This window comes from Gibbsiella greigii (assembly GCF_039540155.1).
GTDB lineage: Bacteria > Pseudomonadota > Gammaproteobacteria > Enterobacterales > Enterobacteriaceae > Gibbsiella > Gibbsiella quercinecans.
Genome location: NZ_BAABEM010000018.1, coordinates 22,769 through 35,534, shown reverse-complemented (window position 1 = coordinate 35,534; position 12,766 = coordinate 22,769). Strand labels below are relative to the sequence as shown.

The following is a 12,766-nucleotide window of genomic DNA, read 5'->3' as shown; positions in this document are numbered from 1 at the left end:
GCGCACAATTATGAGTTACCCGCTGCACAGTTGTACATGGCAATCATCAGCGCCGCCGCCGCCGAGCAAAAGGGCTGCCGGGCTTTTTCTCTTTTTTCGCCGCCGCCGCTGCAGATTTCAGCGCCGCCAGGTGCGCTTTGTCGGCCTCTGGCACCGCGCGCTGTTCGATCGGGAACACCGGCAATGCGGCAAGCAGGCGGGCGCCGTAATTTTTGGTCAACAGGCGGCGATCATAAATCACGATCTCGCCGCGGCACTGCAAACTGCGGATAAGGCGCCCCACCTGCTGGATCAGATTAAAAGACGCACTGGGCAAGCTTTGCACCTCGAACGGATAGCGCTTAAGCGATTTCAGCCACTCCCCTTCGGTGAGGATCACCGGGCTGTCGATCGGCGGGAAAGCAATCTTGTGAATATGTACCTGGGTCAGTAATTCGCCTTTCAAATCCAGCCCTTCGGCAAAAGACTGCAGGCCAACCAGTACGCTGGCGCTGCCGCTCGCCACCCGTTTGCAGTGCTCCTCCACCAGCCGGTAACGCGGCTGATCCCCCTGCACCAGCAGCATCAGGCGCAAATCGGCGACATAGCTGAGAAAGGTTTGCATCGCGCGGTTACTGCTAAACAGCACCAGCATACCTTTATGCTGCCCACCAGCCACCTCGGCGCGAAAACAACGGGCCATCTCTTCCAGGTGCTCCGCCTCATGAGCTAACACCGGTTCAACACGCATTTGCGGGATAACGATTTTCCCCTGCTCAATGTGATTGAACGGCGAAGCCAGGACTTCGAAGCGATCGCCGGCCTTTTCATTCAACCCGCTCATTTCCTGCAGGCGGGCAAAACTGTTCAGGGAACGCAGCGTGGCCGACGTGACCACGACATGCGGCACATTGCGCCACAGCAGTTTTTCCAGTTGATCGCTCACGCGGATGCCGACGCAGTGCAGATACAGGTGGGTGACGTTATCGCGCTGTTCGCGCGTTACCCATTTGGTGATCGGCGCGTTAGAGGATTTTTCCAGCGCCGCCAGGCGCCACAGTTTGGTCATCGCGTCCAGATAGCCAGAGGTGCGGTTCATCTGCAAAATGGCCCGGTGCAGGCGCATGATGTCATGCTTGCCGCTTTGTTCGGTCAGATCGTTGAGGATGAATTCCGCCAGGCCGCGCAGCGCATCGGTCAGTTTGAATAAACGGCTGCAGATCTCGATCATCTCCGGCGGCAACTGGCCCATTTCAAAGCGATGCTCGGCGGCAACGCTGTCGCCTGGCAGGTAAGCGCTCACCTGGCGCTCAAAGGTCTGCACCAGTTCACGCATCTCTTCGCAATGGTTTTTCAACCGCTCGGGGTTGGATAATCCCGGCGGGTTCTTTGGCCGGTACTGCGTGATGCATTGCTCCACTTGGCGCACGATCAGATCAAGCTGCAAATTGGTGGCCAGCGCGGTGATTTCACCTTCGATTTCCAACGCATCGCGCGCCACTTCCGGCAAGTGGTGGCCTTCATCCAGCACCAGCAGCAACTCTTTCGGGTTCGGCAACACCGATTCGCTTTCCAGCGCCGCCATCACCAGCGCATGGTTGGCGACCACCACATCGGCGCTCTCTATTTCCTTGCGCGCAATATAAAACGGGCACTCGCGAATATAGTGGCAGTTGCGCCCCAGGCAGTTGGCCCTATCCGTGCTCAATTTGCCCCACAGCGCATCGTTAATGCTTTGGGCATAATGATCGCGCAGCCCGTCCCACTCGTGGCGGCTGAGGGCCTTGGCCAGCTTTTGACATTGCGCCTGTTCTTCACCGCTGGACGGCGCCAACTCATCCTCATCCAGATACAGCATCAGATCGCCCTGCTCCGCCGCGTCGGTGCTCATTGCCGCCAGGTTACGCGGGCAAACATAGCGCCCGCGGCCAAACGCGCCGGTGAATTTCAGATCGGGGATGATTTTTTTCAACAGCGGCAGATCTTTACTGTAGATCTGGTCTTGCAGCGCCACATTGGCGGTGCTGACCACCAGCGGTTTGCCTTCGTCCCGCCCGACGGCGATGCCCGGGATCAGGTATGACAGCGTTTTGCCGACGCCGGTCGGCGCTTCGATCGCCAAATGGCGTGGATAGTCGCCAGCCAGGGTTTTCGCCACTTCAGCGATCATCTGGCGCTGCGGTGCGCGGGAAATAAAATCCGGTATTTGCTGCTGCAGGGCTTTGTACCACTGGCCTATTTGATTTTTTACTGAGGTGGTGAGCGCCATTCAACTCTTATCTAAACGAAATGATGGCGCTATTGTCCCACAGACCACCCGCGGCGTCAGCCCGAGTTACGGCTGGCCCGGCAACATTGCGATGCGCCCCGCGCTAAAGGACCATGCATCGGCCTCCGTGCAGGCAATGATCACCATCACATCTTCTGGCCGCAATTGCAGGTTCTGCGCCAGCAACGCAGTAAGGCGCTGATAAAAACGCTGTTTGGTGGTCGTGCTGCGCGGGCGGCCGCTGGTAATATAAAACAATATATACTCTGTAGAACGCGGCCCGCCGAGATAATCACGATCGTATATCAGTTCGCCCGGTGAGTACTGATCGATCGCCTGGAATTTATCCGCCGCGGGCACGTCAAACGCATCTACCAGCGCCTGGTGCAACGTCTCGGACAGGGTATGCAGATAGTCGCTCGATTTGCCCCGTTGCAGGGCGATACGGGTGAAAGGCATGGTTTACTCCCCCAGATCGCGCAGGCGCGCGATTGCCGAGGCCGCTGCCGGCCAACCAGCATAAAACGCCAGGTGAGTGATCGCCTCTGCCAGTTGCACCACATTCACGCCATTGCGCTGCGCCAGTTGCAGGTGGAAAGGCAATTGCTCCACGCCGTTCAGAGCCACCAGTGCGGCAACGGTGATTAAGCTGCGTTCGCGGCGGGTCAGTTCTGGCCTTTGCCAGACATCGTCAAATAAAACGCGATCGCTCAGCTCGGCCAGCTTCGGGGCGATATCACCGAAAGCCTGTTGCCCGGCGGTGTGTTTGCTATGCATGATAATCCTCCTGTTGTGTGCAATAGCAATTACCCTACCCGCCGGGTACAGTGGTGAATATCGGGATTTTTTGCATTGATGGTTTATAAAAACAGGATTATAAACCTACCGCCTGCTCAGCCCCGGCCGGCTGCGGCCGCTTTATCAATTAGCGCAGGTTTTCCCCGCCGGCGTAATCAAAAAACTGCCTTTTAACGTGGCATTACTTTGGCTAAAGGTTGTGCCCTTCGCCAGGTAAACGCCTTGCAGCGTCAGCGCAATCGGGTTAGCGCTGCTGATGCCGCGCAGTAGCACCGCCCCCGAGGTTACGCTGGTCACATTGGCCAACGTGATATCCCGGAAGGTTGGCACCCGGTTGCCCGCGGTATTGTTCTCATACTGGGTATCCATGACGATCGGGTTTTTCACGTTTTGCATGCATACCTGGTTGTATTTCACGCCGGAAACCACGCCGCCACGGGTGCGATCGCTTTTGATCCGCAGCCCGCTGGTGGTGCCGTTTAACGTCAGGTTGCTCACATCAACGCCGCTGACGCCGCCGTTGGTTTCACTGCCGATCGACATGCCGTGCCCTACGCCAAACTTATTGTTCACAATAGAGATATTGCGCGTTGGGCCGTTATTGCCGGCTTTTATCGCCACGTTGTCATCCCCGGTGCTGATGCTGCTGTTGATGAGCGTCACGTTCTGCGAGGAGATCGGATCAAACCCATCGGTATTTCGGGCGGTTCCCGGCGTATTGATGGTGATCCCCCAGGCGGTTAAGCCGTCCACCCGATCGCTAACCACGTGAAAGTTAGGTGAGTTTTTCAGCGTGATCTGGTAGAGCTTAATATCCCTGGAACTGTTGATTTGGATAAGACGCGGCGCATTCTGGCTCAGCTTCTTGGTTTTGGCCTCCGTCGCCAGCTGCCACCAGCTTTGATTTTTCCCTTCCATAACCACGCCGCCCTGGCCGTCGATGATGCCTTTGCCATAAATCCCACTGCCGGTGGCACCGCTGACGGTGATAAACGCCCAGCAGCCCTTGCCGGATTTATCCAGCGTGCCGCATGTCTTACCGACGTTATCAAACGCCGTTGGAGAAGCCTTGGCCAGCAGCGTGACGCCCTGATCAACCCAGAGCCCCACCCCGGAAGGCAGTTGCAAGGGGCCGGCATAGAATTTGTTCGCGCTGCCTTTGGCGACCAGGCGCACGCTCTTGCCTTTGGCGCAGGCATTCAGCGCTTTTTGAATACTCGCCGTCGCATCGCCGTTGGTGGCGCTAAGCACGCTGCAACTGGCCGGGATCACCGGGGTTTTTACGCTGCGGCTGTCGGCTGCGAAGGCCGCCGGCAAATGGCTGCCGATACACAACGCCAAGGCGCTTAATGCTATTTTTTTGTGTGAATATTTCATGTCTATCAATTTCCTTATCAGGTTAAACAGTGCCTCTGCTGGCACGACGATCCTAGTTTGCTGAAACGTTTCCGCTAATTCACGTCCTGTGGGTTGTGTAATTACCCACACAAAATAAATGTCTTACCCACCAGGTTGGTGGTACAAAAAAACACCGTTTTTAGCCCGTATTTAGATATCCACATAGAAATAAATCTTTTGTCATAAATACATCACAATAAATTGGTAAAAATTCTGCGCTGCGATAATTTCGACAGCATCAACTGATGATGAGAAGCGTCTTTCAATCGTATAAAGCAGGAAAAACCATGAAACGTAATCTTCTGGCCGTTATTATTCCGGCACTTTTAATTGCGCAAGCAACCCAGGCAGCAGAAATCTACAATAAAGATGGCAATAAACTTGATTTTTACGGCCGAGCAAAGGCACTGCATTATTTTTCTGATGACACCAGCAATGATGGCGATAAAACCTATGTCCGCATCGGTTTTAAAGGCGCGACGCAAATTACCGATGCACTGACCGGCTACGGCCAGTGGGAATATCAGATTGCCGCCAACCACACTGAATCTGAAGGCACCACCGATACGAAAACCCGTCTTGGCTTCGCCGGCTTGAAATACAAAGATTTTGGTTCATTCGACTACGGCCGCAACTACGGTATTATTTATGACGTTGCCGCCTGGACCGATATGCTGCCAGAGTTCGGTGACGATGCTTACATCAAAACCGACAACTTCATGACTGGCCGTACTAATGGCGTGGCGACTTACCGTAATAACAACTTCTTCGGCCTGGTTGACGGCCTGAAATTCGCCGTGCAGTACCAGGGCAAAAATGAAAACGACGGCCGTTCCGCCAGCAAGGCAAACGGCGACGGCTGGGGGATTTCTTCCAGCTACGAAATTGTTGACGGGATTAGCGTAGGTGCCGCATACGCCTCCTCCAACCGCACCACCACGCAAAAACTCGGTACCTACGGCAAAGGTGACAAAGCAGATATTTGGGCAACCGGCCTGAAATATGACAACAACAACCTGTACCTGGCAGCGACATATTCCGAAAGCCATAATCTGGCGCCAATTTCCGGCACTGCGCAAATTAACAACACCTCAACCAGCGTTAGCGGATTCGCCAATAAAGCACAGGGTTTTGAAGTGGTCGCGCAATACCAGTTTGATTTCGGCCTGCGCCCATCATTGGCGTATGTTCAATCAAAAGGTAAAGACATCGAAAACGTCGGCGATGCCGATTTGGTGAAATATATTGATGTCGGCGCCGTTTATTATTTCAACAAAAACATGTCTACCTATGTTGATTATAAAATCAACCGTCTTGACGACAATAATAAACTTGGCTTGAAAAACGACGACGTAGTCGCCGTCGCGCTGACCTATCAGTTCTAAACCACTGCGTTTGCTTCATCTTATACTCGTTTTTATTTCGCCGGGGCGCTGCACCCGGCTTTTTTCTTTTTTCCTGATGGCTCCGCCAAATACCAAACTTGCCTGATAAAACAAACGGGTATAGGCTAATTCCGGCTTATGCATCGCGCCGCACTCATCATGATGATACTACAGCCCTGCGCCGGCATCCCCTGCCCGGCCACCATAACAACCAACAGAGAGTTATCCTTGATATGGCAAAAATACGTTTCAAGCAGATCGCCCTTGGTGCCGCCACCGGTATCGCCTTACTCTCCCTGGCAGGCTGTGCTCAACAACCCGCGCAGCAGCGGCTGGCGGATCAATCGGTTCTGGCCGTGAACTGGTTCCAGCAGTCCGGGGAATATCAGGCGCTTGCGCACCAGGCCTTCAACAGCGCGCAACGCGCGTTCGATCAGGCCAAACCGGCGGCCGGCAAGAAAAAAGCGGTCGTGGTCGATCTGGATGAAACCATGCTGGATAACAGCGCCTATTCCGGCTGGCAGGCACATCAGGGCAAACCCTTTGCCGCCGCAAGCTGGGCCGCATGGTCGCAAGCCGGGCAGGCGCTGGCGGTGCCAGGCGCCGTGCAGTTCGCCAACTACGTCAACACCCATGGCGGCACCATGTTCTACGTGTCCAACCGTAAACAATCGGAATATGCGACCACCGTCGCCAATATGCAGAAGCTCGGTTTCACCGGTATGTCGGAACACACAGTATTGCTTAGCCAGGATAGCTCAAACAAGCAGGCGCGCTTTGATCGCATCAAAAACGCGGGTTACGACATCGTGGTTTACGCCGGGGATAACCTAAACGACTTTGGCGCCGCCACCTACCACAAAGATAACGCGCAGCGCCGGGCATTCGTCAGCGCCAATCAGGACAAGTTCGGTACCGAGTTCATCGTGCTACCCAACCCGCTGTATGGCGACTGGGAAAGCGGGATGGCGCCGGGCTACAACACGCTAACGCCGGAGCAAAAGCTGCAGGTGCGCCAACAGGCGATCCGCGCCTGGAGCGGGCAATAAACCGCCACCTTTCCCTCTCCCACCGGAGAGGGAAGCGCCCCCGCTCAACCGGCGTTACATTACGCCGCACAGCGCGATAAAAATCAGCATGCTGAGCGCCACCGCCGCCAGCATATTGCGCAGGAAAAACGCCAGGATAACGGCAAACACAGCGCCCCACAGGTAAGGGTTGTCCGGCAGGGCGCGCCACTGATCGCCGTCGAATGCCACAATCGGCCCGCAGATCGCCGTCAGCACCGCCGGCGCCGAAAATCCCAGCAACGCCTTGATGCGTGGCGGCAGCCGCAACGGTATGTTCGGCGCCAGGAAGCAATAACGGTTAAAAAACACCACCAGCCCCATCAGGGCAATCGTCAGCCAAATCACGCCTGCCCCCTGCTGCATAACAGCCCAACCAGCATTGCCGCTACGGTTGCAAGCACCAACGCCCCCGGTACCTGATAAGCGTGCAGCGCAATGGATAGGCCCAGCGCGGTCAGCACACAGGCCAATATCGGCAGGTTGCATACCCTCGGCACCACAATGGCGATAAAGGTGGCGACAATGGAAAAATCCAGGCCATAGCGGCCCACATCGCCCACGCGATCGGCGGCGAATACGCCTAACCCGGTCGATAAAAACCAGCACAGATAAAACATCAGGCCCGCGCCCAAAGCATACCAGCGGTTAAAACGCGCGGGGTGCCGATCGCCGGTCAGCGCGAACAGTTCGTCGGTAAGCAAAAAGCCCAGCAGCAGGCGCCAGCGCAGCGGCAAGGGGGAAATGCGGTCACGCAGCCGCAGCGCATACAGAAAATGCTGCGCGGTAACGAAGAACGTGGAGACGACGATCGCCAACACGCCGGCCCCGCTTTTCATCATGCCCATGGCAACCAACTGCGATGCCCCGGCAAAAACGATCGCCGACATGCCCAGCCCCTGTACCGCCGTCAGGCCGCTTTCCACCGCCATCGAACCGGCCAGTATGCCCCAGGGCAAAACCGCCAGGCACAGCGGCAGCATCGCCACGGCCCCTTGCAACGCAGGGCGCCAGCGGGGTAATGCGCTGGGGAGCCGTGCCGACATGCCGCCGGGAGAGGAAAGTTTATGCATGGTGTTCTCCTTTGATTATTCGGAGAACAGCGTAATGCGGCCAGGTGCAGGAGATCTTGCACCCAATTGCACATTATTTCAGAGACTTCACATAGTCACCGGGGGTCACGCCCATCGATTGACGAAAATGGCGGTGGAAATGGCTTTGATCGTGAAAACCGCAGGCCAGCGCACTATCAAGCACGCTATAGCCGGCTTTCAGCATGCCGCGAGCCTTACGCAGACGCGCCTGAATCTGGTAGGCATGCGGCGGAAGGCCGGTCACCTGTTGGAACTGGCGCAGCAGGTAGTAGGGGCTGAGCGCCACGCGCTCCGCCAGTTCCAGCAGGGAAACATCGGCTTCCGGGTAGTCGTCCAAAAACGTCTTGATACGCGCCACCTGGGCCTGCGCCCGGCTTTGCGCGGCGGGTTCACCGCGGCTTTTGGCGTGGCGCAACATCAACCAGGTGAGCGCTGAAAACACCATGGTTTCTTTCAACAGGCGGTTTTCATTGCTGTGCAGCAGCGTGAAGGCCAGGCGCAACTGCCCCGCCAGGCCGGCGTCATACACCACCGGGTTGGGAAAGTAAGGGGTAGCCCCGGCGCTGGTTTTGAGATCGCGCGATAAAAATGCCAGCATCTCCGGCGTTGGGTACATCGCCTGATAGGCCCAACCGCCTTCCGTCGCCGCGCTGCCTGTATGGATCTCATCGGCATTGACCAGAATAATGCTGCCCAGCGGGGCGACGTGCTCCCCGCCGGTGCGGTAGAAGCGCTGGGCGCCTTCATCAATCACCCCCACGCAGAACCCCTCGTGGCTATGGCGTGCAAAGGTCTGGCGCTGGTAGCTGGCTTGTAAAACTTCCAACCCGCCCAGATCGTCCACGTGCATAAAATTCGTCTGCTCCCGGCGGCCGCGCCGGAGCTTGCTTTGCATAACCCTCTCTCCACTGCATAACACGGATTGCCGCCGTGCGGGGCAGCATTTCCTGCACGATCGATAATGGTACACAGCCTATCATTCACTGGTATGCGCCGTTTTGTACAAAATTGCCCGGCGGCAGCTGCCGGGCAATGCGGTTTCAGAGTAATGACATTGAGTTAACCCTGATAGTGCGCTAGCGTTATCATGAATTAATCATGAAGAATCAAGGTGCTGCGGAAAATATGGCAAAAAACACGTTAGGACATGGTGACCCTTCCGCACATTCCGTCAGTGAGCGGTTACTGACATTATTAAAAACCCAAGGCCCGCAACGGGCCGCCGAAGCCGGAAAAATGCTGGGAACGACCGGCGAGGCGGCACGCCAGCAGTTTGTCAAACTGGCCAAAGAAGGCCTGGTCGAAGCCGTCGCCCAAACGCGCGGCGTGGGCCGGCCGCTGCAGATCTGGCACTTGACGCCGGCCGGCAACGCCCGTTTTCCAGACACACATTCGGAATTGACCGTCCAGCTATTGCGAAACGTCCGTGATAAGCTCGGCGAACAGGCGCTTGAACTGTTGATTGAAGCCCGCGAGCAGGATACCCGCATCAACTACAAACAGGCGATGGTCGGGGCTGCCAGGCTGCAGGAGCGCGTCGCGCGGCTGGCGGCGATCCGCTGCCGCGAAGGTTACATGGCCGAATGGCATGAACAGGAAGACGGCACGTTTTTGCTGATCGAAAACCACTGCCCGATCTGCGCGGCGGCCAGCATTTGCCAGGGCTTTTGCCGTGCGGAGCTGAGCGTCTTCGCCGAGGTTCTGCAGGCGCAGGTGGAGCGCAGCGAACACATTTTGTCCGGCGCGCGCCGCTGTGCCTACCGTATTTCACGGCGCTAGCGGTTCATTGCTCAATACGCCCAGGCAACCGGCCCCTGCGGGGCAGGATGTTTAGGCGACACGTTTTGCCTCATACCAGTCACAAACACGGTGGATATGATGAAGCTGCGCGCAGGCTTTTGGCTTGTTACCCTGGGGTTCTGCGTTTACTGGGCGCTGGCAGTACTAGGCCGCGAACGCGCCGAAGTTTTACTGATCGGCGGCGCGCTGCTGGCGCCGCTGCTGCCCTATGGCCGGCAACGGCGCTGGCTGCTGTTGGCCGCGCCGTTGGGGATGGCGATGGATGCTGCCTGGCACTACGCCGGCGTGGTGGCCTACGTCAGCCAACCGGCGCTGCCGCTGTGGGCGGGGGCGCTTTGGCTGACCTTCAGTTGCTGGTGGTACTGGCTGCTGCCGCAGTTGCAAAGCACCCTGATGGCACTGGCGGTCGCCGGCGCCATCGGCGGCCCTCTCACCGGCCTGGCCGGTTGGCAATTGCAGGCCATCGCCCCCGGGATCGCGCCGCAACTGATGCTATTGGTGCTGTCCGCCAGTTGGGCGGTTTACCTGCCGTTAATCAGTTATCCCTTGTTAAAACGCTGATGATAACGCCGGGGAAAGCGGCCCGGGCGGCTAAACCACCACAAAAAATGGTGTTTGTTTCAACAGGGGAAAAGCCTATAATCGCCCCTTATCTGAGCAACCAGCGATCGACTCCCATGCTGAAAAAAGCGTTTATCATCATCATCGCCCTGTGCGCCTTCGGTTCGCTTGGAGGTGTCTTCCTGGCCGGGCTGAATATCTACACCCGCTCCACCACGCCGCAGGAAACCAACAGCCAGGCGCCTTCCTTGCTGCCCATGCCGAGCCAACAGGATCAGCAGTAACCTCTTTAGCCGTTAAAGCGTACGGACCCCTAACGCCGCCGCTTGCTGCTCCTGATCGGCGATCGCCTGATACGCTGAACGCGGTATCAGGCTGAAATCCCCGATCAGCAGGCTCTCGCTGGCCGGATCGTTAACCATCGCGCTGGCCGCCGCCCGCAAAATAGCCAGCTGTTCCGCCGTTGTGGCGGCGGCGGTAATCAGCGGCATGCCAGGCACCGACGCCGTGCGGCCAATGATTTTCACCCCGGCCAGCGCTTGCGGCTGCGCGCGCTTTAACAATTCCAGGCTCACGCAATCAACGGCGGCAATATCCGCCAGCCCAAGCTGAATCGCCCGCACGGAATTTTCATGGCTGCCGGTAACCACCGCGCGGCTGAAAAAACGCCCATTCTCCGCCAGCGGCGCCACCAGCGCCCGCAGGCTGTTATAGCCAGACTGGGAATCGGCGTGGTTATAGGCCACCACCCGGCCGCGGAAATCCGCCAGCCGCTCACCGGGGGCATCTGCCCGCACAACCAGCCAGCTGCTGTAGTTTGCGCCGTTACAGCCCTCGACCCGATAATGGTAGGTGCCGACCAGTTTGACGTGCGGCAAATATTTCACCAGCGTATAACCACAGGTTTGGCTTAGCAGCAGGTCTGGCTGCTGCCAGTGCAGCAAGAGATCCTGCGGCCAGCTCAACGCGGCCGGCGCGTCCGGCAAGCCGAGCTCCAACAGCCTGGCGCGCAGCGCATGCCAGAACAATGCGACCTGCTGGCGGCCGACGCCATACATCGGCAAAGATACCTGCATAAGACCCCCTTAGCGCAGAAATGCGTAGTGCCCACGCCGGCTGATGCCCGACGGCCAGACAGCGCCCCTGACGTTTCAACCACCCAGTGATAATCATAGCCAACAGAACGCACACGCAATCGGCCAACTGTCGCAAACCCGGCAGGAAATCAGCATCCGCCGCGTGAGCTTTCGCCGCCAATAGCGAAGAGCAAAACTATACTGAAGAGAACAAGCCCATATCTATCAGGCAGAGACTGAAAAATGAATGCGCATCAACGCCAGGCGGCGGTAACCGCTGCCCACGGGCAAGCATTAGTTTTCCGCCCTTTGCGCTTGCGCCCGCCGCGGGTTAATGAAGTGCGGGTCCGTCTGGTCGCCTGCGGCATTTGCCATACCGATCTCAGTTGCTGCGCCGGTGCTATGGCGGGCGCGATACTCGGCCATGAAGGCGCCGGCATCGTTGAGCGGGTGGGCAAACAGGTGCGCAGCGTGCAGCCTGGCGATGCGGTGGTGCTCTCTTATCAATCCTGCGGCCAGTGCGCCGCTTGCCGGCAGCAACGCCCGGCTCACTGCGAAAACTTCTGGCAGTTGAACTTCGATTTTCAGCGCCTGGACGGCAGCAGTGGTTATTATCCGCCGCTGCACGGCCACTTTTTCGGGCAATCCGCCTTCGCCACCCATGCGCTGGTCACCGAACGTAATCTGGTGAAGGTTGCGCCGGATTTGCCGCTGGCGGTGATTGCGCCGCTCGGCTGTGGGTTGCAGACCGGAGCGGGCACCATTATCAATTCGCTGAATCTGCAGGCCGGCGAGAATGTACTGATCCTGGGCGCCGGTACGGTCGGCCTGGCGGCGATTATGGCGGCGGCTATCCGCCAAGCGGGCAATATCGCCGCCGTCGATCTGCTGCCCCAACGGTTACAATTGGCGGCAGAACTGGGCGCCACCGCCACGCTAGCTGGTGACGACCCCGCGCTGCCGGCGGCGCTTACCGCCCTTGGCGTAGCCTGGGACTACGTGGTGGATACCACCGGCAACAGCATGCTGGACAAACTGGGTCAGCAGGTGCTGCGCCCCGGCGGCACTCTGGTGCGGTTGACTGGCGGCGGCGGAATGCGGCTTCCCGAAGGGCGGCGGATTATCAGCGTCATTCAAGGGGATGCCATCCCGCAACGCTTTATCCCCTACCTGATCGCCCAGTGGCAAAAGGGCCGCTTCCCTTTCGATCGCTTGATCCGGCATTACCCTTTCCACGCCATCAACCAGGCGCTGGCGGCAGCGAAATCCGGCGAAGCGATAAAAGCCGTACTGCGTTTTACCTAACCGCGATTAGCGGCCAATAGATTAATTTTCAACG

Annotated in this window: 14 protein-coding genes; 6 read left to right on the top strand and 8 right to left on the bottom strand. The window is 57.8% G+C overall.

What is annotated here, in order from left to right:
- Positions 1 to 46: 46 nt before the first annotated feature.
- The 4 genes from dinG to AC559G_RS12340 all read right to left on the bottom strand — a co-directional run bounded on the left by dinG (position 47) and on the right by AC559G_RS12340 (position 4,423).
- Positions 47 to 2,248: an ATP-dependent DNA helicase DinG gene (dinG, locus tag AC559G_RS12355; protein ID WP_498912729.1), complete on the bottom strand. Its 2,202-nt coding sequence runs from the start codon at positions 2,246 to 2,248 to the stop codon at positions 47 to 49.
- A 66-nt stretch (positions 2,249 to 2,314) separates the two neighbouring features.
- Complete coding sequence (locus tag AC559G_RS12350) at positions 2,315 to 2,707, bottom strand: tautomerase family protein (protein ID WP_498912728.1); 393 nt, start codon at positions 2,705 to 2,707, stop codon at positions 2,315 to 2,317.
- Between the two features lie 3 nt (positions 2,708 to 2,710).
- Positions 2,711 to 3,025: a carboxymuconolactone decarboxylase family protein gene (locus tag AC559G_RS12345; RefSeq protein ID WP_498912727.1), complete on the bottom strand. Its 315-nt coding sequence runs from the start codon at positions 3,023 to 3,025 to the stop codon at positions 2,711 to 2,713.
- Between the two features lie 144 nt (positions 3,026 to 3,169).
- Positions 3,170 to 4,423 carry a glycoside hydrolase family 28 protein gene (locus tag AC559G_RS12340; RefSeq protein WP_498912726.1) on the bottom strand — a complete coding sequence of 418 codons (1,254 nt, stop codon included), beginning with the start codon at positions 4,421 to 4,423 and terminating at the stop codon, positions 3,170 to 3,172.
- A gap of 308 nt (positions 4,424 to 4,731) precedes the next feature.
- Here AC559G_RS12340 and ompC point away from each other — a divergent pair, with 308 nt between their 5' ends.
- Together ompC and AC559G_RS12330 are read left to right on the top strand one after the other, a co-directional pair.
- The gene (gene ompC, locus AC559G_RS12335; protein WP_438599105.1) at positions 4,732 to 5,829 is read left to right on the top strand and encodes a porin OmpC; all 1,098 of its coding nucleotides are present in this window, start codon (positions 4,732 to 4,734) and stop codon (positions 5,827 to 5,829) included.
- A 233-nt stretch (positions 5,830 to 6,062) separates the two neighbouring features.
- On the top strand, positions 6,063 to 6,878 hold the full coding sequence (locus tag AC559G_RS12330; protein WP_498912725.1) for an HAD family acid phosphatase: 816 nt from the start codon (positions 6,063 to 6,065) through the stop codon (positions 6,876 to 6,878).
- A gap of 54 nt (positions 6,879 to 6,932) precedes the next feature.
- Here the strand turns inward: AC559G_RS12330 and AC559G_RS12325 are convergent, their stop codons facing one another.
- The 3 genes from AC559G_RS12325 to AC559G_RS12315 all read right to left on the bottom strand — a co-directional run bounded on the left by AC559G_RS12325 (position 6,933) and on the right by AC559G_RS12315 (position 8,885).
- Positions 6,933 to 7,244, bottom strand: coding sequence for an AzlD domain-containing protein (locus tag AC559G_RS12325; protein ID WP_095848917.1), 312 nt, complete (start codon positions 7,242 to 7,244; stop codon positions 6,933 to 6,935).
- Positions 7,241 to 7,969 (bottom strand): AzlC family ABC transporter permease, encoded by a 729-nt coding sequence (locus AC559G_RS12320; RefSeq protein ID WP_498912724.1) that lies wholly within the window; start codon positions 7,967 to 7,969, stop codon positions 7,241 to 7,243. Before AC559G_RS12320 ends, AC559G_RS12325 begins: the two co-directional genes overlap by 4 nt.
- A gap of 73 nt (positions 7,970 to 8,042) precedes the next feature.
- A complete protein-coding gene (locus AC559G_RS12315) occupies positions 8,043 to 8,885 on the bottom strand; it encodes an AraC family transcriptional regulator (protein WP_279027724.1) in 843 nt (280 codons plus the stop codon).
- A 230-nt stretch (positions 8,886 to 9,115) separates the two neighbouring features.
- Here AC559G_RS12315 and AC559G_RS12310 point away from each other — a divergent pair, with 230 nt between their 5' ends.
- The 3 genes from AC559G_RS12310 to AC559G_RS12300 all read left to right on the top strand — a co-directional run bounded on the left by AC559G_RS12310 (position 9,116) and on the right by AC559G_RS12300 (position 10,635).
- Complete coding sequence (locus AC559G_RS12310) at positions 9,116 to 9,769, top strand: helix-turn-helix transcriptional regulator (RefSeq protein WP_498912786.1); 654 nt, start codon at positions 9,116 to 9,118, stop codon at positions 9,767 to 9,769.
- Positions 9,770 to 9,865: 96 nt separating this feature from the next.
- Positions 9,866 to 10,351: a DUF2878 domain-containing protein gene (locus tag AC559G_RS12305; RefSeq protein ID WP_230469393.1), complete on the top strand. Its 486-nt coding sequence runs from the start codon at positions 9,866 to 9,868 to the stop codon at positions 10,349 to 10,351.
- Positions 10,352 to 10,467: 116 nt separating this feature from the next.
- Positions 10,468 to 10,635: a YohO family small membrane protein gene (locus AC559G_RS12300; RefSeq protein ID WP_183096478.1), complete on the top strand. Its 168-nt coding sequence runs from the start codon at positions 10,468 to 10,470 to the stop codon at positions 10,633 to 10,635.
- Positions 10,636 to 10,647: 12 nt separating this feature from the next.
- On the opposite strand, the gene AC559G_RS12295 is transcribed toward AC559G_RS12300, so the two are convergent.
- Entirely contained in the window at positions 10,648 to 11,427 is a 780-nt protein-coding gene (locus tag AC559G_RS12295) for a phosphate/phosphite/phosphonate ABC transporter substrate-binding protein (protein ID WP_121552928.1), read from the bottom strand.
- A 243-nt stretch (positions 11,428 to 11,670) separates the two neighbouring features.
- Here AC559G_RS12295 and AC559G_RS12290 point away from each other — a divergent pair, with 243 nt between their 5' ends.
- Positions 11,671 to 12,732 (top strand): NAD(P)-dependent alcohol dehydrogenase, encoded by a 1,062-nt coding sequence (locus tag AC559G_RS12290; protein ID WP_498912723.1) that lies wholly within the window; start codon positions 11,671 to 11,673, stop codon positions 12,730 to 12,732.
- The last annotated feature ends 34 nt before the right edge of the window (positions 12,733 to 12,766 follow it).

Coding starts and splice junctions, on each gene's coding strand:
- AC559G_RS12310 (WP_498912786.1), top strand. CDS start 9,116: ATGGCAAAAAACACGTTAGGACATGGTGACCCTTCCGCACATTCCGTC.
- AC559G_RS12295 (WP_121552928.1), bottom strand. CDS start 11,427: ATGCAGGTATCTTTGCCGATGTATGGCGTCGGCCGCCAGCAGGTCGCA.
- AC559G_RS12300 (WP_183096478.1), top strand. CDS start 10,468: ATGCTGAAAAAAGCGTTTATCATCATCATCGCCCTGTGCGCCTTCGGT.
- AC559G_RS12345 (WP_498912727.1), bottom strand. CDS start 3,025: ATGCATAGCAAACACACCGCCGGGCAACAGGCTTTCGGTGATATCGCC.
- AC559G_RS12350 (WP_498912728.1), bottom strand. CDS start 2,707: ATGCCTTTCACCCGTATCGCCCTGCAACGGGGCAAATCGAGCGACTAT.
- AC559G_RS12315 (WP_279027724.1), bottom strand. CDS start 8,885: ATGCAAAGCAAGCTCCGGCGCGGCCGCCGGGAGCAGACGAATTTTATG.
- AC559G_RS12290 (WP_498912723.1), top strand. CDS start 11,671: ATGAATGCGCATCAACGCCAGGCGGCGGTAACCGCTGCCCACGGGCAA.
- ompC (WP_438599105.1), top strand. CDS start 4,732: ATGAAACGTAATCTTCTGGCCGTTATTATTCCGGCACTTTTAATTGCG.
- AC559G_RS12340 (WP_498912726.1), bottom strand. CDS start 4,423: ATGAAATATTCACACAAAAAAATAGCATTAAGCGCCTTGGCGTTGTGT.
- AC559G_RS12305 (WP_230469393.1), top strand. CDS start 9,866: ATGATGAAGCTGCGCGCAGGCTTTTGGCTTGTTACCCTGGGGTTCTGC.
- AC559G_RS12330 (WP_498912725.1), top strand. CDS start 6,063: ATGGCAAAAATACGTTTCAAGCAGATCGCCCTTGGTGCCGCCACCGGT.
- dinG (WP_498912729.1), bottom strand. CDS start 2,248: ATGGCGCTCACCACCTCAGTAAAAAATCAAATAGGCCAGTGGTACAAA.
- AC559G_RS12320 (WP_498912724.1), bottom strand. CDS start 7,969: ATGCATAAACTTTCCTCTCCCGGCGGCATGTCGGCACGGCTCCCCAGC.